Origin of the sequence: Streptococcus mitis bv. 2 str. SK95 (assembly GCF_000222705.1) — a bacterium.
GTDB classification, from domain to species: domain Bacteria; phylum Bacillota; class Bacilli; order Lactobacillales; family Streptococcaceae; genus Streptococcus; species Streptococcus mitis_AY.
Genome location: NZ_AFUB01000057.1, coordinates 1 through 20882, shown reverse-complemented (window position 1 = coordinate 20882; position 20882 = coordinate 1). Strand labels below are relative to the sequence as shown.

At 43.6% G+C, this 20882-nt stretch carries 12 protein-coding genes and 1 pseudogene; 3 read left to right on the top strand and 10 right to left on the bottom strand.

Annotation, left to right across the window (positions count from 1 at the left end; all coding sequences use genetic code 11):
- Nucleotides 1-35: 35 nt before the first annotated feature.
- Together HMPREF9965_RS11165 and HMPREF9965_RS11160 are read right to left on the bottom strand one after the other, a co-directional pair.
- Nucleotides 36-752, bottom strand: coding sequence for a YebC/PmpR family DNA-binding transcriptional regulator (locus tag HMPREF9965_RS11165; protein ID WP_000532895.1), 717 nt, complete (start codon nucleotides 750-752; stop codon nucleotides 36-38).
- A 102-nt stretch (nucleotides 753-854) separates the two neighbouring features.
- Nucleotides 855-2219 (bottom strand): MATE family efflux transporter, encoded by a 1365-nt coding sequence (locus HMPREF9965_RS11160; protein ID WP_001036200.1) that lies wholly within the window; start codon nucleotides 2217-2219, stop codon nucleotides 855-857.
- Nucleotides 2220-2328: 109 nt separating this feature from the next.
- On the opposite strand from HMPREF9965_RS11160, the gene HMPREF9965_RS11155 reads away from it, so the two are divergent.
- Nucleotides 2329-2883 carry a GNAT family N-acetyltransferase gene (locus tag HMPREF9965_RS11155; RefSeq protein ID WP_000060279.1) on the top strand — a complete coding sequence of 185 codons (555 nt, stop codon included), beginning with the start codon at nucleotides 2329-2331 and terminating at the stop codon, nucleotides 2881-2883.
- A 56-nt stretch (nucleotides 2884-2939) separates the two neighbouring features.
- On the opposite strand, the gene recA is transcribed toward HMPREF9965_RS11155, so the two are convergent.
- The 8 genes from recA to rpoB all read right to left on the bottom strand — a co-directional run bounded on the left by recA (nucleotide 2940) and on the right by rpoB (nucleotide 15701).
- Nucleotides 2940-4082 carry a recombinase RecA gene (gene recA, locus HMPREF9965_RS11150; protein ID WP_001085444.1) on the bottom strand — a complete coding sequence of 381 codons (1143 nt, stop codon included), beginning with the start codon at nucleotides 4080-4082 and terminating at the stop codon, nucleotides 2940-2942.
- Nucleotides 4083-4136: 54 nt separating this feature from the next.
- On the bottom strand, nucleotides 4137-5393 hold the full coding sequence (locus HMPREF9965_RS11145; protein ID WP_000642696.1) for a competence/damage-inducible protein A: 1257 nt from the start codon (nucleotides 5391-5393) through the stop codon (nucleotides 4137-4139).
- A gap of 73 nt (nucleotides 5394-5466) precedes the next feature.
- Nucleotides 5467-6501 carry a biofilm formation/cell division transcriptional regulator BrpA gene (gene brpA, locus HMPREF9965_RS11140; RefSeq protein WP_004244126.1) on the bottom strand — a complete coding sequence of 345 codons (1035 nt, stop codon included), beginning with the start codon at nucleotides 6499-6501 and terminating at the stop codon, nucleotides 5467-5469.
- Nucleotides 6502-6505: 4 nt separating this feature from the next.
- Entirely contained in the window at nucleotides 6506-7027 is a 522-nt protein-coding gene (locus HMPREF9965_RS11135) for a GNAT family N-acetyltransferase (protein ID WP_000455507.1), read from the bottom strand.
- Nucleotides 7017-7460, bottom strand: a complete 444-nt coding sequence (gene tsaE, locus HMPREF9965_RS11130; protein ID WP_000288227.1) for a tRNA (adenosine(37)-N6)-threonylcarbamoyltransferase complex ATPase subunit type 1 TsaE — start codon at nucleotides 7458-7460, stop codon at nucleotides 7017-7019. The genes HMPREF9965_RS11135 and tsaE overlap by 11 nt, the downstream gene beginning before the upstream one ends.
- A gap of 103 nt (nucleotides 7461-7563) precedes the next feature.
- Complete coding sequence (locus HMPREF9965_RS11125) at nucleotides 7564-8187, bottom strand: hypothetical protein (RefSeq protein WP_000597398.1); 624 nt, start codon at nucleotides 8185-8187, stop codon at nucleotides 7564-7566.
- 204 nt (nucleotides 8188-8391) lie between these two features.
- A complete protein-coding gene (gene rpoC, locus HMPREF9965_RS11120) occupies nucleotides 8392-12057 on the bottom strand; it encodes a DNA-directed RNA polymerase subunit beta' (RefSeq protein WP_000228785.1) in 3666 nt (1221 codons plus the stop codon).
- A gap of 32 nt (nucleotides 12058-12089) precedes the next feature.
- Nucleotides 12090-15701, bottom strand: a complete 3612-nt coding sequence (gene rpoB / locus HMPREF9965_RS11115) for a DNA-directed RNA polymerase subunit beta (protein WP_000907171.1) — start codon at nucleotides 15699-15701, stop codon at nucleotides 12090-12092.
- Between the two features lie 440 nt (nucleotides 15702-16141).
- On the opposite strand from rpoB, the gene HMPREF9965_RS11110 reads away from it, so the two are divergent.
- Nucleotides 16142-19858: a pullulanase gene (locus tag HMPREF9965_RS11110; RefSeq protein WP_000723749.1), complete on the top strand. Its 3717-nt coding sequence runs from the start codon at nucleotides 16142-16144 to the stop codon at nucleotides 19856-19858.
- A gap of 309 nt (nucleotides 19859-20167) precedes the next feature.
- A pseudogene (locus tag HMPREF9965_RS12900) lies at nucleotides 20168-20814 on the top strand (transposase).
- Nucleotides 20815-20882 lie beyond the last annotated feature (68 nt).

The following is a 20882-nucleotide window of genomic DNA, read 5'->3' as shown; positions in this document are numbered from 1 at the left end:
TTATTCTCGCTTAGGATGATCTTCTCTTCTTCAAATTAGAATCCATCTACGTTTGTGTAGATCTTTTGTACGTCTTCGTCGTCCTCAAGAACGCTGTAAAGTTTTTCAAAGGTTTCAAGGTCTTCGCCTGACAATTCCACTTCTGACTGAGGAATCATTTCCAATTCTGTCACTTGGAATTCTTCGACACCTGACTCACGAAGGGCAACAATAGCCTTGTGAAGGTCTGTTGGAGCTGTGTAAACAGTGATTGTTCCTTCTTCTGCTTCTACATCGTCCACATCAACATCTGCTTCGAGCAATTGCTCAAAGACTGCATCTGCATCTTCACCTGCAAATACGATAACACCCTTATTGTCAAAGAGGTAAGAAACTGAACCAGAAGCACCCATGTTTCCGCCGTTTTTACCAAAGGCTGCACGAACATTAGCTGCGGTACGGTTGACGTTTGAAGTCAAGGTATCAACGATTAACATAGAACCGTTTGGTCCAAATCCTTCGTAACGTCCTTCTGTAAAGGTTTCGTCTGTGTTTCCTTTTGCTTTATCAATCGCTTTATCGATAACGTGTTTTGGCACTTGGGCTTGTTTAGCACGGTCGATAACAAATTTCAAAGCAGTGTTTGATTCTGGGTCTGGATCACCTTTTTTAGCTGCTACATAGATTTCTACACCAAATTTTGCATATACTTTAGAGTTAGCTCCATCTTTAGCCGTTTTCTTGGCTACGATATTGGCCCATTTACGTCCCATTAGGAATCTCCTTTTTTCACATTTTAATCTTTCTTATTATAACACAAGTTTTTTCGATTTTCACTAGAGGAAATGGATTTTCTTTCTTAAATCCAGCTAGGATTATCCTTTAGCTGCCAAGATTGCCTTGCCTTCTTTTATCAGGGGATGGCGGAAAAGTGAAAAATACAGTTGGGTGGTCATGGCAACCCAGATAAGGGGTTCGCAAAGGATAACTCCCCTATACCCTGCCCAAGGGATAATCAAGACCACAAAAACGATTTTGCCGATTAGTTCAATAAAGCTAGAAACTAGAGGGAGAACTTTCTGACCCAAGCCCTGCAAGCAATTGCGATAAATCAGCAAAAGGCTCAAAATCGGATAAAAGACTGAACTGATTTGCAGGTAGAGGCTACCGTTTTCTACCAAGTAACTATCTGTCGAACTGGCCAAGAAGGAAACCAAGGTCGGACTAGCAAAAAAGAGGAAAATACAAACAAAACCTGCCCAGGACATGCTCAGGCGACTGCCGATTCGAAGACCTTGAACAATGCGGTCTGGTCGCTCAGCCCCGAGATTCTGAGAGGCAAAGGTCGTCATGGCAGAAGAAACAGCCGTCATCGGAAGCAAAGCAAAGGCCATAATGCGTCGAGCCGCTGTTTGCGCACTTATAATCACGGCTCCAAAAGTATTGACAGAAGATTGTAAAATCACACTACCGATGGATACAATCGAACTCATCAAGCCCATAGCCAAACCTTGCTCCAAAAGATCCGCATACAAGGCCTTGTCCCATTTGAAATGCTTGAGTTGAGGGAGCAGTTCTGGAACACTCTTACGGATATAGAAAAAGCAAAGAACCGCTGACAAACCTTGTGAAATAATAGTAGCAAGCCCCGCAGATTGAACTCCCAGATGCAGTTGCGTAATGAAATAGAGATCCAGAACCACATTGACCAGGGCAGAAAAAATCAGGAAGCCAAGAGCTGCTAGACTGTCTCCAATGGACCGCAACAAACCTGCAAAGAGATTATAAGCGAAGCTGACGCCTACACAAGTCACAATCATAGAAATATATTGATAGGATTGAGGAAGGATTTCTGCAGGGGTATCTAAATATTGCAAGAGTGGATACAGACCAACAAAGCCCATCAGCATGACCACAATGCTCAAAAGAACGCCTAAAATCCAGGTGGCTGCTACTGCTTCCTTGATTTTGGTGAAATTACGAGCCCCATAATAGCGGGCAATGACGATCCCCATGCCATTTCCAACACCAAGCGTAAAGCCTATAATCAAGTCAAAAATGGCAGTTGTCGCCCCTACGGCAGCCAAGGAATCTTGACCAAGAAAACGCCCAACAATCAAGACGTCAGCTGTATTATAAAGCTGTTGAAAGATATTAGACAGTAAGATTGGAAAGGCAAAGCTTAAAAGCGAAGGAAGGATTGGACCATTGACCAAATCCACTTTTCTTTTCTTATTCATAAAGCTATTATATCAGCTTTCTAAAGGAGCGACAAGAATTGCTTGGATTTCTTAAAATCAATTGCTTACAGAGGGACAATTTGCTATAATCAAGAAAAGGAGGTCATTTATGAGTTTGACCAGTCAATTAATAACCGATGCATTTCCGGATCTTGATAAGGTTGAAAAGCTAAACAAGGAAGCTTTCCCTGAGGAAGAACGAGTCCCTCTGTCAGAGTTTTTACGCTATCAAGACCGAGATGACGCCCACTTCTTTGCCTTTTATAACCAGGAAGAGTTTGTCGGCTTTGCTTTCTCTATTTCCAACCCCAAAGCTTTCTATATCAGCTTTTTTGCCATCATGCCCCACCTGAGAAGCCACGGGTACGGAAAGGAAATTATCGAAAAGCTGACTGATTTTTACCAGCGAACCATGTTGCTTGAAGTCGAGCGATTAGATGAAGAATGCGATAACTTGGAGCAAAGGAAGGCTAGAATGGACTTCTATCGCCAAAATGGTTTCAAAACAGCCAACGCTTTTCTAGAGTACGATGATTTGAGTTTTGAAATTCTCTACCGCGGTGACCATTTCGACGAGGAAGCCTATCGCGACATCTTCCAGAAGTTACAGGATGAACATTACTTTGACTTTCATATCGAGTATCGTCGTTTTAGTGACCATTAGTTCTTTCATCTGAAACAAACATAAAAAGTAGCAGTTCCTATCTGCTACTTTTTATGTTATTCTTCGATTTCAAGTCCATCGCCTAGGTCAAGTGTTACTTCTTGGTTAGGTGCTAGATCCTCAACGCCAGAAGTAGGAGTTGTCCCTTCTTCATCTTCAATCAAGCCATATTGAACACGAACTTGATGGTCGATGGCATCAAAGATCTCTGGGTGATCTGCCAAGTATTTCTTAGCATTCTCCGATCCTTGTCCGATTTTTTCACCCTTGTAAGAGTACCATGCTCCCGCTTTTTGGATGATATCGAGATCACTTGCGATCTTCAAGAGCTCACCAGTCTTAGAAATTCCTTCTCCGTACATGATTTCAACAAAGGCTTCCTTAAATGGTGGAGCCACCTTGTTTTTCACGACCTTGATCTTGGTTTCCTTGCCGACATTGGTATCTTTTTGGTCACCAGTTCCCTTGATTTGTGTGCTTCCACGAACATCCAAACGGACTGAAGCGTAGAATTTCAGAGCACGTCCACCAGGGGTTGTTTCTGGGTTTCCAAACATGACCCCAACTTTTTCACGTAATTGGTTGATAAAGATAGCAATTGTTTTTGTCTTATTGATAGAAGCTCCAAGTTTACGCATGGCCTGACTCATCATACGAGCCTGCAAACCAACGTGGCTGTCTCCAATGTCCCCATCAATTTCCGCACGAGGTACAAGAGCCGCAACCGAGTCGATAACGACAAGGTCAACTGCACCTGAGTCAATCAATTTCCCTGCAATTTCAAGACCTTGCTCTCCTGAGTCTGGTTGTGACAAAAGCAACTCGTCAATGTTCACCCCAAGGGCTGCTGCATAAGCTGGATCCAGAGCATGCTCGGCATCGATAAAGGCCGCAATGCCACCTTCTTTCTGTGCTTGCGCTACTGCGTGAAGGGCAACTGTTGTTTTACCAGATGATTCTGGTCCATAGATTTCGATGATACGTCCCTTAGGATAACCACCTGATCCAAGTGCAATATCCAGAGCCAATGAGCCTGAGCTCATCACTTGCACTTTTTGCTCCGCACGCTCACCCAAGCGCATGATTGAACCCTTACCAAAGTCTTTCTCAATCAATTTAAGGGCATCGTTCAAAGCCTTTTCACGATCTGCTCCAAATTTTTTTGAAATTTCATCTAATTTTTTTGGTTTTTTCGCCATTCTATTCTCCTGTATTCTAATAGTCCTAAGACCTATCTACTATTATATCAAAAGTTAGTCACTTAATAAAGCCTTGCGAACTAGGTTAAAGGCATGCATAACCGCAATCTGACGAACATCTGCTCGGCTCCGCCCTGCGATATTGGCTTTGATAACCTCTGTCCCTTTTGCATGTGCCAATCCGATAAAGACCGTTCCAGCTGGATGCCCCTCTAGGCTATCTGGTCCTGCCACACCCGTCAAACTGACTCCATAATCAGACTGAGTCTTGAGTCGTGCCTGCTCTGCCATCTTTTTAGCCGTAAACTCTGAAACGACACCATGTTTCTTTAGCTCTTGCTCGGAAATATCCAGCATCTTGGACTTTTCTTCTAGACTGTAGGTGACAAAACCGCCATTAAAGATGGCTGAAACGCCTGAAAAGTCCGCTAAAGTAGCCTGAAAGAGGCCTGCAGTTAAGCTCTCTGCTGCCGTAATGCTTTTCTGTCTCTTCTTAAGCTCTTCTACAACGACACTTGCTAGACTGGTTTCTTCCCCATATCCATAACAGATATCTCTCAAAGAGAGTCCCTCGAAAGTCTGGCGATCTAAGATTTGATTTTCCAAGGTATCCAAGGCTTGATCAGCCTTTTCTTGACTGACTGCTTTTGTGGACAAGCGCAAGGTCACTTCTCCCGTTTTGGCATAAGGTGCCAAGGTCGGATCGGTTTGATGGTCAATCAAATCCGCCAAAATGGTCACCAACTGACTTTCACCAATCCCAAAGAAACGGAGCACTCGTGAGTACAACTTAGCACCCGTCATTAACTTGGGTAAGAGCTGATTTAAGACCATGGGTTTCAACTCACTAGGAGGTCCTGGAAGGACTACGTAGGTCACGCCATCTACTTCCGATACCCCTCCTACCGCTAAGCCTGTCTCATTTGGCAGTGGAGTTGCCCCTTCTACAATTTGTGCTTGCCTCTCGTTATTGGGTGTCCGAGCATAGTCTGGCCTTTGAGCAAAAAAGACATCCAGTTTCTCTTGCGCTTGAGGGTCAAACACTAAGTTTTTTCCCAAAAATTTTGCCAGAGTTTGTTTGGTTAAATCATCCTCAGTTGGCCCCAAGCCCCCTGTCAAAATGACTAGACTGCTACGCAAGCTCGCAATCTCTAGTAAGGACATGAGACGCGCTTCATTATCTCCGACAGCTGTTTGGAAGTAGACATCTACTCCAATTTCTGCTAGCTTTTCTGACAAAAACTGGGCGTTGGTATTGACGATCTGCCCTGTCAAAATTTCCGTTCCTACAGCAATAATTTCTGCTTTCATCTTTCCTCCTACCTATCTATTCGGATTCTTTTTGAAAAAATCGCAGGAAAGTCCCACGATTTGATTTTTCTTTTTATTCTATTTCCTCACTTGAAGCATTTGTTGAAGGCGCTGTTCGACCATAAAGATGCTCATACAGAACAGCGTTGGTCTCCAACTCTGCTACGTCCTCTCTCCCTAGGGAACGACGCAAGAGATTTTGCATTTCCAGCATATGCTCTCTCGTTACGATTTGGTAAGAGATTCCTTGTAACTCAGCATCTTCACCACGAAGTTGATGTGTTTCGATGTTTTTAAAGGAATCTTGGTAACCAAGTAGTTGTGGGATACTGGAGGCAGACAAATCAACATTTGTCTGCATATTATCACTAAGCGCTTTTAAGATAGCTTGATAATGACTGATACTATTGAGGCTCAAGACCTTTTCCATAATCTTTTGAATGACTTCACGTTGTCGTTTTTGACGACCATAGTCTCCCTCAGGATCCTGATAACGCATCCGTGAATAGACCAGAGCTTCCTCACCATTCAAAGTTTGCTCACCGACTCCAATCGAGATTTTATTAAATTCTTCCTGATCAGCAATCGAAATTGGAAAACCGAGTGTGTTGTTGACTGTGATGCCCCCAACTGCATCAACTAGCTGTTGGAGTCCTTGCATGTTGACCATCACATAACGATCAATATGAATGTTCATCATTTTTTGAATGGTTGAAATAGCCAACTCTGCACCGCCATTGGCATAGGCAGCATTGAGTTTTGCTTCCTGAACTTGGCCGTTTCCAGTCTCAATCTTGGTCAAAATATCCCGTTCTAAACTCATCATAGTGGTTTTCTTGGTTTTCGGATTGACTGTCAGAAGAATCATGGAATCACTATTCCCCGCCCAAGGGTCTGTACGTTCTACATTTCCCGTATCTACCCCCATCAAAAGAATGGTCAAAGGCTCTGTCGCCTCAATCACGTTGGTTTCTTCACCAATTTTCTTATAAGTTTTTTTACTTAAGGTTTCAGTTCCTTGATAATAAATAGTATAGGCATATGCACCCACACCTAAAGCCGTTACTGCTAGAAAAGCTAGTAGCATTCCGATTATTTTTTTTACCATCTTATCATTTATCTATCAGTCTACCCATCAGGTAAACGTCTAAAAATATCCCTTCTTTTAAATAGGCTCCTCTTTCTTGTAAGCCTTCTGTAACAAATCCAAATTTTGAATAGAGGTGGATAGCCGCCTCGTTGCGCTTTTGTACACTGAGCTGCAAACGACGCAGAACTCCACTGGTTTTAGCCCACTCAATTCCCTCTTCAAGGAGTATGCTTCCTAAGCCATGATTCCAAAACTTCCTTTGGATGACCAAAAAGATATCCCCAATGTGACGAATCCGTATACGTTGCTCTGCCGTGATGTTCAAAACACCTGCAATTTCATCATTCAGGAGGGCTAGGAGAGTGATTTGATTATCTGAAGTCGCTTGCTTTTCAATAAAAAGCGCCATTTCAGATTCTGTCATCAGGATACCATTTTCATCCAGACTGGTGAAATCTGTCTCCTGTCCAACTAAATCCAAGAATGCAACCAAAGCAGCTGCATCATGAGCTTCAGCCTCACGAATACAAAGTTCATACTCCATCTTGAAGCTCCTTAATCAATTCCACAGCACGAGAACCCTGAGCGGTAAAATAGAGGCGACGACCCTCAGCCTCTTTCAAGAGTTCCAACTCCAAGTAGGAATCTGGCAAATCCTCACCCAAAAGATGTCCCCACTCGATAACGGTCACACCACCACCAAAGAGAAACTCATCCAAGTCAATCGAATCAGCATCCCCTTCAATCCGATAGACATCCAAGTGGTAAAGTGGAAGACGACCTTCATACTCTCTCACGATGGTGTAGGTTGGACTTTTGATCATCTGACGAATCCCCAAGCCCTTGGCAAGACCCTTTGTAAAGGTTGTTTTACCAGCACCCAATTCCCCAGACAAGATCAAAACATCATTTTTTTGGAGCAAGGTTCCTAGGCGTTCTCCCAGATTAATCAGCTCTTCTTCATTTTTTGTGTACATGCTACTATTATACCAAAAAGTTTTCTTTTGTGTGAATTTTTCTTACAAACTTACTATAACAACTTTGGTAAAATAAGGGATTTTTATTGATAGACAAGTGTTTTTAAAAGAATATACACATGGCGCTAACAAGTAAAATATCTCGGATCACATGACCGTAAAAAGAAAATTCTCTTCTCATAGATTTTGGAAATAAAAATCGAGCAAAAATGAATCCCAAACCAACATAAAAAACAATAGATAAAACCGTCATTGGATTTCTTAAGAACAGCAAGGTTGCGAGAACTGTCAGGATAACTGTTTTTTTCTTATTGAGAGTGGTTCCCAAATCTCGGCTGTATTTTTCAAACGGTAAAAAGACAAGTAAATCAATGCCAAACAAGAAAAAGAAGGAGGGCAAGAAAAGATCTACCAGCTCTTGCTGAAAAGCTGTCTGTGTCAAAATAGTCTCCGACAACACCAGACAGACACCTACTAGGTTTAAAACCAACAAGGTACTATAAAATAGTTTCACTTTTTTCTGACTATTTATAATGCTATGGACATCCTGATCTTGGGTATAAAAGAAATTCATCCCCGCGCACAGACCTGATGCCAATACGATAAACACTAGAAAATAGGCGCTTGATTGCTTTAAGGTTAAGATGGCTCCCTTCCACAGTAAACAGCTACTCAGACTAATCTGGATCAAAGCCAGCAACAATAAGATGCGAATTGATTTTATCATTTTCAGTTCTCCCTTCGTATACATGATTATACTCTGCGAGAAAGATAAAAATTCCCCTCTCGTCTCAAATGTCCAATTTTGACGCTCAACTGACAAAAATGAAAAACAGTTGAAGCGATTTGAGAGATATTGCGTCGTGCTCACCTAACCCCAATAGGCAGAAGTGTAAAACAAAAGAGAACCCAAAGGTTCTCTCGTTTGCTTTTATTCTACTGTTTCTTCAACTTGGATTTCCACAGTTTCGTCTACTGGAGCATTTTCTGTCTCTTCTTGTTCTGGAGCCAGATATGCTGCTTCATTGATAGCCTGTGGTTCAAGGTTACGGTAGCGAGCCATACCAGTACCTGCTGGGATGATCTTACCGATGATAACATTTTCCTTGAGTCCAAGGAGATGGTCTTTCTTACCACGGATGGCCGCATCTGTAAGGACACGAGTTGTTTCCTGGAAGGAAGCCGCTGACAAGAAACTGTTTGTTTCAAGTGAGGCTTTGGTGATTCCCATAAGAACTGGGCGACCAGTCGCTGGAACTCCACCTGCGATAAGAACATCCTTGTTAGCATCTGTAAAGTCGTTGATATCCATGAGGGTACCCATAAGAAGATCTGTGTCACCTGGATCCATGACACGAACTTTACGGATCATTTGACGAACCATTACCTCGATGTGTTTGTCACCGATTTCTACCCCTTGGCTACGGTAAACTTTTTGTACTTCACCGAGAAGGTAAGTTTCAACTGATAAGACATCACGAACAGCAAGGAGACGTTTTGGTTGGATAGAACCTTCTGTCAATGCTGCACCGCGAGAGACTTGGTCTCCAACTTCAACACGCATACGTGCTGTAAATGGAACCACGTACTCACCTTCGCCAGTTTCACCCTTAACAAAGACTTTCTTGGTACGAGTTGACGCGTCTTCTTCGATGGCAGTAACTTGTCCTTTGACCTCTGTGATGACCGCTTCCCCTTTAGGATTGCGGGCTTCAAAGATTTCTTGGACACGAGGAAGACCCTGAGTGATATCGGTATTTGAGGCAACCCCACCCGTGTGGAAGGTACGCATTGTAAGCTGTGTACCAGGTTCCCCGATAGATTGGGCAGCGATTGTACCAACTGCTTCACCAACTTCAACCGCATCACCTGTCGCCAAGTTGATACCGTAACAGTGACGGCAGACACCATGACGAGTGTTACATGTAAATACGGAACGGATGGTTACTTCCTCCACGCCAGCATTAACAATTTCACGCGCCTTGTCTTCTGTAATCAACTCATTTGGACCGATGATCACTGCACCAGTTTCTGGATGTTTAACAGTTTTCTTGGTGTAACGACCATTGAGACGCTCTTCGAGTGACTCGATCATCTCTTTTCCTTCTGCGATAGAACGGATCAAGAGACCACGGTCTGTTCCACAGTCGTCCTCACGGATGATAACGTCTTGGGCAACGTCAACCAAACGACGAGTCAAATAACCTGAGTCGGCTGTCTTAAGGGCCGTATCGGTCATACCTTTACGGGCACCGTGAGTTGAGAAGAACATTTCGAGTACTGACAGACCTTCGCGGAAGTTTGAAAGGATTGGCAATTCCATGATACGTCCGTTCGGAGCGGCCATCAGACCACGCATACCGGCAAGCTGTGAGAAGTTTGAGATGTTACCACGGGCTCCAGAGTCCATCATCATAACGATTGGGTTCTTAGGATCTTGGTTGGCAACCAAACGTTTCTCCAATTTTTCACGGGCTGCACGCCATTCAGCTGTAACAGCGTTGTAGCGCTCGTCGTCTGTGATCATACCACGACGGAATTGTTTGGTGATTTGTTCTACACGTTTGTGTGATTCTTCGATGATTTCGGACTTGTCTTCAACGACTGGGATATCGGCAATACCCACTGTCAAACCTGCAAGAGTTGAGTGGTGGTATCCGAGGTTCTTCATGCGGTCAAGTAGGGCAGAAGTTTCTGTCGTACGGAAACGTTTGAAGATTTCAGCGATGATATTCCCAAGATTTTTCTTCTTGAATGGAGGGTTGAGTTCAAGATTGCTGATTGCTTCCTTGATATCTCCACCTAGTGGCAAGAAGTATTTAGCTGGAACACCTTCTGTTAAGTTGGCATTTGTTGGTTCTTGCAAGTAAGGCAGACCCTCTGGCATGATGTCGTTGAAGAGGATTTTACCAACTGTTGTCAGCAAGACCTTGTGTTTTTGCTCTTCTGTCCATGGTTTGTTGAGGCTATCTGTTGCAATACCAACACGTGAGTGAAGGTGAACATAGCCATTGCGGTAAGCCATAACAGCTTCGTCACGGTCTTTGAAGACCATTCCTTCACCCTCACGACCAGCTTCTTCCATAGTCAAGTAGTAGTTCCCCAAAACCATGTCCTGAGATGGAGTAACAACTGGTTTACCATCTTTCGGGTTCAAGATATGCTCAGCAGCCAACATCAAGATACGCGCTTCTGCTTGAGCTTCTTCTGAAAGCGGTACGTGGATGGCCATTTGGTCCCCGTCAAAGTCGGCATTGTAGGCTTCACAGACAAGCGGGTGCAAGCGAAGGGCCTTACCATCAATCAAGACTGGTTCGAAAGCTTGGATACCCAAACGGTGAAGGGTCGGTGCGCGGTTCAAAAGAACTGGGTGTTCTTTGATTACTTCTTCAAGGATATCCCAGATGCGTTCGTCTCCACGTTCCACCAAGCGTTTAGCCGCTTTGACGTTCTGCACGATGTCACGGGCAACGATTTCACGCATGACGAATGGTTTAAAGAGCTCGATAGCCATTTCACGTGGCACACCACATTGGTACATCTTAAGAGTTGGACCAACGGCGATAACGGAACGTCCTGAGAAGTCAACACGTTTACCGAGCAAGTTTTGACGGAAGCGCCCTTGTTTCCCTTTAAGCATGTGGCTCAATGATTTCAGTGGACGGCTACCTGGTCCTGTAATCGGACGACCACGACGACCATTGTCAATCAAAGCGTCAACCGCTTCTTGAAGCATACGCTTCTCATTTTGAACGATGATACCAGGTGCATTCAACTCAAGCAAACGAGCCAAACGGTTGTTACGGTTGATAACACGACGGTAAAGGTCGTTCAAGTCAGATGAGGCAAAGCGGCCACCATCCAACTGCAACATCGGACGAAGGTCTGGTGGAATAACTGGAAGAATGTTGAGAATCATCCATTCAGGTTTGTTTCCAGACTTATAAAAGGCATCCAAAACATCCAAACGACGGATGGCTTTGACACGTTTTTGTCCAGTAGCTGTTTTCAACTCTTCTTTGAGTTCAGTAATTTCTTTTTCAAGATCTACTTGTTTCAAAAGGTCTTGGATGGCTTCGGCACCCATCTTGGCAACGAATGATCCATAGCCATACTCACGCAAGCGCTCACGGTATTCGCGCTCTGTCATGATTGACTTATGCTCAAGTGGAGTATCCTTCGGATCAATCACCACATAAGCCGCAAAGTAGATAACTTCCTCGAGGGCACGAGGGCTCATATCAAGGGTCAAGCCCATACGGCTTGGAATCCCCTTGAAGTACCAGATGTGAGATACAGGAGCTTTCAACTCGATGTGCCCCATACGCTCACGACGAACTTTCGTACGCGTTACTTCAACCCCACAGCGGTCACAAACAATCCCTCTGTAACGAATGCGTTTGTACTTCCCACAAGCACATTCCCAGTCTTTTGTAGGACCAAAGATGACTTCGTCAAAGAGTCCTTCACGTTCTGGTTTCAAGGTACGGTAATTGATTGTTTCAGGTTTTTTGACTTCTCCATAAGACCATGAACGGACTTTGCTTGGAGAAGCTAGGGTGATTTGCATACTTTTAAAACGATTTACATCAACCACTATTTCTTCCCTTTCTATTCTAAGTGAACTGCTTATTCTTGTTCAGCAGCTTCTTCTGTTGCTTCCGCTTTTGTTGCTTTCTCAGCTTCTTCTGCTTCAAAAGCTGCTTTTGCCTCTTGGGCTGCTTTTTCGCGGGCTTTTTCAAGATCATCTACGTGGATGACATCTTCGTCCATTCCTTCATCCAAGTCGCGAAGTTCTACTTCTTGGTCATCTTCGTCAAGGACACGCATGTCAAGACCAAGAGATTGCAATTCTTTGACAAGAACTCGGAAGGATTCTGGAACACCTGGTTTTGGAATTGGTTTTCCTTTTGTAATAGCTTCATAAGCTTTCAAACGTCCGTTGATATCGTCAGACTTGTAAGTCAAGATTTCTTGAAGGACATTTGACGCACCATAGGCTTCAAGAGCCCAAACTTCCATCTCACCGAAACGTTGTCCACCAAACTGAGCTTTACCTCCAAGTGGTTGTTGAGTAACGGTTGAGTAAGGTCCAACTGAACGAGCGTGCAATTTATCATCAACCATATGGTGGAGTTTGATCATGTACATGACACCAACTGATACACGGTTGTCAAACGGCTCACCTGTACGTCCATCGTAAAGGATTGTCTTGGCATCACTGTCCATACCTGCTTCTTTAACAGTGTCCCAAAGGTCTTCCGAACTTGCTCCGTCAAAGACTGGTGTTGCGATATGAATACCAAGAGTACGAGCTGCCATCCCAAGGTGGAGTTCCATAACCTGACCGATATTCATACGGGATGGCACCCCAAGTGGGTTCAACATGATATCGACTGGAGTTCCGTCTGGAAGATAAGGCATGTCTTCTACAGGAACGATACGAGAGACAACCCCTTTGTTTCCGTGACGTCCGGCCATCTTATCTCCGACCTTGATCTTACGTTTTTGAGCGATGTAGACGCGAACCAGCATGTTAACACCTGATTGCAACTCATCTCCATTTGCACGGGTAAAGATCTTAACATCACGAACGACACCATCGGCACCGTGAGGTACACGAAGAGAAGTATCCCGCACTTCACGAGACTTGTCTCCAAAGATAGCGTGCAAGAGACGTTCTTCAGCTGAAAGGTCTTTTTCACCCTTAGGTGTTACTTTACCTACAAGGATATCGCCTTCTTTGACCTCAGCACCGATACGGATAATTCCCATCTCGTCAAGATCTTTGAGGGCATCTTCACCAACGTTTGGAATTTCACGAGTGATTTCTTCAGGCCCAAGCTTTGTATCGCGTGTTTCTGATTCGTATTCCTCGAGGTGGACAGATGTGTAGACATCGTCTTTGACCAAGCGTTCGCTCATGATAACGGCATCCTCGAAGTTGTAACCTTCCCATGTCATGTAGGCAACGATTGGGTTTTGTCCAAGCGCCATTTCCCCTTTTTCCATAGAAGGTCCGTCAGCAATAAAGTCGCCTTTTTCAACGACATCACCAACCTTAACAAGTGTACGTTGATTATAAGCAGTACCTGAGTTAGAACGACGGAATTTTTGGATGTGGTAAACGTCTAGCGAACCATCTTCACGGCGTACTTCTACCTTGTCAGCATCTGCGTAAGTAACTTTACCACCATACTGAGCAATCACAGCAGCACCAGAGTCATGAGCTGCTTGGTATTCCATACCAGTACCAACGTAAGGTGCTTTTGGATCAATCAAAGGCACAGCCTGACGTTGCATGTTGGCACCCATGAGGGCACGGTTTGAGTCATCGTTTTCCAAGAAAGGAATACATGCTGTCGCAACGGCAACTACTTGTTTTGGTGACACGTCCATGTAGTCAACCACTTCTGCTGGATACTCTTGGTTTACCCCTTGGTGACGTCCCATGACAACTTTCTCAGCAAAAGTACCGTCCTCGTTGAGGCGAGAGTTAGCCTGCGCTACAGTAAATTCATCTTCTTCATCGGCTGTCAACCAAACGATTTCGTTGGTCACAACACCTGTTTCACGGTCAACCTTACGGTATGGTGTTTGAACAAAGCCATACTTATTCAAGTGTCCGTAAGATGACAAGTTGTTAATCAAACCGATGTTAGGTCCTTCAGGTGTCTCGATTGGACACATACGACCATAGTGAGTGTAATGCACGTCACGTACTTCATATCCAGCACGGTCACGTGTCAAACCACCAGGTCCTAAGGCTGACAAACGGCGTTTGTGAGACAACTCAGAAAGCGGGTTGTGTTGGTCCATAAACTGTGACAACTGTGATGAACCAAAGAATTCTTTAACTGCAGCTGTTACAGGACGGATATTGATGATTTGTTGTGGTGTCAAGACTTCATTGTCTTGAACAGACATACGTTCACGGACATTACGTTCCATACGAGAAAGTCCAAGACGTACTTGGTTGGCAAGTAATTCACCAACTGCACGGATACGACGGTTCCCAAGGTGGTCGATATCATCCACACGTCCAATGCCTTCCGCCAAGTTGAGGAAGTAGCTCATCTCAGCAAGGATATCTGCAGGAGTTACAACACGAATCTTGTCGTCTGGGTTGGCATTTCCAATGATGGTTACAACACGGTCTGGGTCCGTTGGAGCAACAACCTTGAATTTTTGAAGCACAACTGGTTCTGTCAGAACAGCTGCATCGTTTGGAATATAAACAATCTTGTTCAAGTCGCCATCCAAGTGGTGCTCAATGCTCTCAATCACACTACGAGTCATAACGGTGCCAGCTTCTACCAAGATTTCACCAGTTTCAGGGTCTACCAATGGCTCCGCAATGGTTTGGTTGAGCAAGCGTGTTTTAACATTGAGTTTTTTATTGATCTTGTAACGACCAACTGCGGCCAAATCGTAGCGGCGTGGGTCGAAGAAACGTGCCACAAGCAAGCTACGTGAGCTCTCAGCAGTCTTAGGCTCACCTGGACGAAGGCGTTCGTAGATTTCTTTCAAGGCTTCGTCTGTACGAGAGTCCATTGGATTCTTGTGGATATCTTTTTCAACAGTATTGCGAACCAATTCGCTATCACCAAAGATATCAAAGATTTCATCATCACCTGAGAAACCAAGCGCACGAACCAAGGTCGTGAATGGAATCTTACGAGTACGGTCGATACGAGTATAAGCGATGTCTTTTGAGTCGCTTTCAAGTTCCAACCAAGCTCCACGGTTAGGGATAACAGTTGAGCCGTAGCCTACTTTACCGTTCTTGTCTACTTTGTCATTAAAGTAAACACCTGGTGAGCGGACCAACTGAGAAACGATAATACGTTCACCACCATTGATGATGAAAGTACCCATTTCTGTCATGATTGGGAAATCACCAAAGAAGACTTCTTGGGTCTTGATTTCGCCTGTTTCTTTATTGATCAAGCGGAAGGTTACAAAAATGGGCGCTGAGTAGCTAGCATCGTGGATACGTGCTTCTTCGAGCGTGTATTTTGGTTCCTTAATCTCATAGCCAACAAATTCCAGCTCCATTGTGTCTGTGAAGTTTGAAATCGGCAATACATCTTCAAATACTTCCTTAAGTCCGTGGTCTAGGAAATCCTTGAATGAATCCGTTTGAATTTCAATCAAATTTGGTAAGTCAAGAACTTCTTTGATTCTTGAAAAACTACGACGGGTACGATGTTTCCCGTATTGAACGTCATGTCCTGCCAAGATGATTCTCCTTTTTAAATAAGTTCCAAGCCTCGTCAATCAGGCTTTTCTAATCGTCATATGGTTTTAAAACCCCTATCACCGTGTCCCTTTGATGAATTTTCAGAATCTTTAAATCTTTGTTACAAGTACTCGAAAATCTGAAAAAAAGCACAAAAAGAGCAGCTAAATCTGACTTTTTCAGAAGATTTAACTGCTGTGAGTCTTGTCTGGACAATATTTCAGACAAAACCTACGACAAATGATTATTCATATTATACCTTATTTAAGCAGATTTTTCAAGATTTTTTACTATTTTTTAAACAATCTTTTCCTATATATTATTTTAAAATTTCAAGAGAATGAAGCATTATATTTTCTCTCAAAAACTAGGAAAACGCTTGCGCTAATGTTTACCTCGTGCTATACTGATAAGGAACAACTACACAAGGAGAATTGTGATGAAAAAGATCCCATCTCAAACTGAGAAAAAAATGATTTACGGTATCCGTTCTTTGAAAAACGGAACTGGTTCTGTCCTTATTGGTGCCAGCATTGTCTTGCTTTCTGCTGCAATGCCAACTATTTCGGCTAATGAAAACCTTCCCCAAACTCAGGAAAAGACTAGCGTTGTGACCAAGGCCCCTACTGAGACTGAAACTAGTCAAACTCAAAAGGAAACGCCGATTTCTGAACAAAAGAATGCAAACGCTTCCCTTGACGCTAAAAAAGAAGCTCCAGCTGTGGAAACTACAACAGCAGCAGAAACACCTAAAACAGAAGATGCTACTACAAGCCAGGCTAACAGCAAGGAAGAGAATGTAGATGTCAGCACTTCGACGCCAACTTCAGATCAAAAACCACAAGCAGACACATCTTCTGAAGAACCCATCGCAGACAACCACTTCCGCATCCATGTAAAAAAACTCCCTGAAGAAAACAAAGATTCTCAAGGTCTTTGGACTTGGGACGATGTTGAAAAACCGTCTGAAAACTGGCCCAATGGAGCCAAGTCCTTCAAGGATGCCAAGCAAGATGACTACGGCTATTACCTAGATGTAAAACTCAAAAATGAGAAAGCCAAGAAAGTCAGCTTCCTTATCAACAATGCCAAGGGGGATAACCTGACAGGGGACCGTTCTGTAGAGCGCCTCTCTCCAAAAATGAACGAGGCCTGGCTAGATGAAAACTATAAGGTATACAACTACCGTCCTCAGCCAGCAGGTACTGTTCGTGTCAACTACTACCGCACCGATGGCAACTATGACAAGAAATCTCTTTGGTATTGGGGCGATGTCAAAAACCCAAGCAGTGGAGAATGGCCTGACGGTACTGACTTTACTGCAACTGGAAAACATGGCCGTTACATTGATATCCCACTCAATGAAGCTGCAAGAGAATTTGGATTTTTATTACTAGACGAAAGCAAGAAAGGCGATGATGTGAAAATCAGAAAAGAAGATTATAAATTCACTGATCTAAAAAATCACAGTCAAATCTTCCTCAAAGATGATGACGAAACCATCTATACCAACCCTTACTATGTACACGATATCCGCATGACTGGTGCCCAACACGTGGCTAAATCTCGTATCGAAAGCAGTTTTTCTACCCTCGTTGGGGCTAAGAAAGACGACATCCTCAAACACTCCAGCATCACTGATTACCAAGGGAATAAAGTAGCTATCACAGACGTGGAAGTGGATGAGGCAGGTAAAAAAGTGACCTACATCGGCGACTTCTCTGACACCCAACACCCGTACACTGTCAGCTACAATTCAGACCGCTTTACCACACGTTCAAGCTGGCGCCTCAAGGATGAATCCTACAGTTACGATGGGCCACTCGGCGCAACTCTAAAAGAAGATGGCAAGCGTGTTGACCTTACCCTCTGGTCTCCAAGTGCTGATAAGGTTTCCGTTGTTGTCTATGACAAGAAAGACCCTGAAAAGGTAGTCGGAACTATCGCCCTTGAGAAAGGAGAAAAAGGAACCTGGAAACAAACTCTGGATGCAAACTCTGGTCTCGGTATCAGCAACTACACTGGCTACTACTACCACTACCAAATCGAGCGCCAAGGTAAAACTGTCCTCGTTCTTGACCCTTATGCCAAATCATTAGCGGCTTGGAACAGTGACCTAGCAAAAACAGATGCCGCTCATAAGGTCGCTAAGGCTGCCTTTGTCGATCCAGCGAAGTTAGGTCCGCAAGACTTGACCTATGGAAAGATTCGTAACTTCAAATCACGCGAAGATGCCGTTATCTATGAAGCTCATGTACGTGACTTCACTTCGGATCCTGCCATCGCAAAAGACTTGACCAAGCCATTTGGTACCTTTGAAGCCTTTATCGAAAAACTAGACTATCTCAAAGACTTGGGTGTGACTCATATCCAACTCCTTCCTGTCTTGTCTTACTACTTTGTCAATGAATTGAAAAATCATGAACGTTTGTCTGCCTACGCTTCAAGCAACAGTAATTACAACTGGGGATATGACCCTCAAAACTACTTCTCCTTGACTGGTATGTACTCAAGCGATCCTAAGGATCCAGAAAAACGAATCGCAGAATTTAAAAACCTCATCAACGAAATCCATAAACGTGGCATGGGTGCCATCTTGGACGTGGTCTACAACCATACTGCAAATGTTGACATTTTTGAGGATATTGAGCCAAACTACTATCACTTTATGGATGCTGATGGAACTCCACGGACTAGCTTTGGAGGCGGCCGTTTGGGAACTACCCACTACATGTCTAAACGTGTCTTGGTAGACTCTATCAAGTATCTGGTTGAAACCTACAAAGTGGATGGTTTCCGTTTCGATATGATGGGTGACCACGATGCGGCTTCAATCGAAGAAGCATACAAAGCTGCACGCGCCCTCAATCCAAATCTTATCATGCTAGGTGAAGGCTGGAGAACCTATACTGGTGATGAAAATGCGCCTGTACAACCTGCTGACCAAGATTGGATGAAGAAAACAGATACTGTCGCTGTCTTTTCAGACGACATCCGTAACAACCTCAAGTCTGGCTATCCAAACGAAGGTCAACCGGCCTTTATCACAGGTGGCAAACGCGATATCAATACTATCTTTAAAAATCTCATTGCCCAACCAACAAACTTTGAGGCTGACAATCCTGGAGATGTTATCCAGTATATCGCGGCTCATGATAACTTGACCCTCTTTGATATCATTGCCCAGTCTATCAAAAAAGACCCAAGCAAGGCTGAGAACTATGCTGAAATCCATCGCCGTTTGCGACTTGGAAACCTCATGGTTTTGACTGCTCAAGGAACTCCGTTTATCCACTCTGGTCAGGAATACGGACGTACCAAACAATTCCTTGATCCAGCCTATAAGACTCCTGTCTCAGAGGATAAGGTTCCAAACAAGTCTCACTTGTTGCGTGATAAGGACGGCAAGCCGTTTGTCTATCCTTACTTTATCCATGATTCTTACGACTCTAGTGATGCTGTCAACAAGTTTGATTGGACCAAGGCTACAGATAGCAAAGCATATCCTGAAAATGTCAAGAGCCGTGACTACATGAAAGGATTGATTGCCCTTCGTCAATCTACAGACGCCTTCCGACTCAAGAGTCTACAAGATATCAAAGAACGCGTCCAACTCATCACTGTCCCAGGCCAAAATGGCGTTGAAAAAGAAGACGTGGTCATCGGCTACCAAATCACAGCTCCAAACGGCGATGTCTACGCAGTCTTTGTCAATGCAGATGATAAGGCTCGCGAATTCAACTTGGGAACTGCCTTTGCTCACTTGAGAAAGGCCGAAGTCTTGGCTGATGAAAATCAAGCAGGACCAGTAGGAATCGCTAAACCTCAAGGCCTTGAATGGACTGAAAAAGGCTTGAAATTGAACGCTCTCACTGCTGTTGTTCTCCGCTTGTCTCAAGGTGGCGCCATTGTCGCCCCAGCTGTGGAAGAAAAGCCAGAATTTGATCTTTCTAGCTTGAAAGTCGAACAAGAACAAGATCAAGCCCAAAACCTAGCAGCCAATCCTGAAACTCAAGAAACTGCTGCAGAGGCTCACTCTCAAAACCTCCTTCCAAACACAGGAACTGAGAGTAAATCCCTCCTTGCCCTTGCTGGATTCAGTATCCTTGCCCTGCTCGGACTTGGATGGTTGATAAAAAACAAGAAAAAGAACTAACACTCAATGAAAATCAAAGAGTAAACTAGGAAATTAGCCACAGGCTGCTCAAAGCACAGCTTTGAGGTTGTAGATAAAGCGAAGCTGAAGTGGTTCAAAGAGATTTTCGAAGAGTATAACCTAGCCCTTCTATAGAGAAAACACCCCATGATTAGAAGAATCTTCTAGTCATGGGGTGTTGTTTGCAGATTCTATAATATTTGTAGTTGGTCAATCCCCTATAGATATGATGGAGTCTATTTTGTTGTAGAAAAAAGTCCCATAAGATCTATAATGAAAAGCGATCAAACCATCATTAGAAAGAATCATATGGAACCATTATATTTTATCACAAAACTACTCGATATTAAAGACCCTAATATCCAGATTCTAGATATCATCAATATGGATACTCACAAGGAAATCACTGAAGAAATATGATTTCCAAAAACCGTCTAAGATTCCTTCCCCTGAAACGACTGGCATGCCTACTAGAATTCTCCTTAAAAACGCCGTTTAAAGTGCTATCATTGCTCAAAAACTAGTTGAAAAAACTTCTATGACCGATATCGCTCACCAGCTTTCCATTTCAACTTCAATCGTCATTCGGAAGCTCAATGACTTTAGTCGACTTCATAAGACTATGTCCTGAGACGAGTACGCCTTTAAAATGAGTTTTATCCGTACAAGGCTTTAAGAATCTCAATATTATCACTGTCCTTGAATGCAGAACACAAGCGATTATTCGAAATCACTTTCAGGCTGTCTTTCAAACCTTTCTCAAGGACAAAGAAAAAATCATTACTGCCCTTGAATCACTCTATTCCAAAGCCAAACTGGAAGCAACTAATCATCTCATAAAACTCATCAAACGCAATATCTTTGGCTTTCGGAACTTTGACAATTTTAAAACTAGAATTCTCGTCGCTTTGAATATCAAAAAGGAGAGGACTGATTTAGTCCTCTCCAGAGTATGACTTTTTGGTAATCCACTACAGTTGACAAATAACCAAAAAAAGATACTCACTTAAGTATCTTGGTCAAT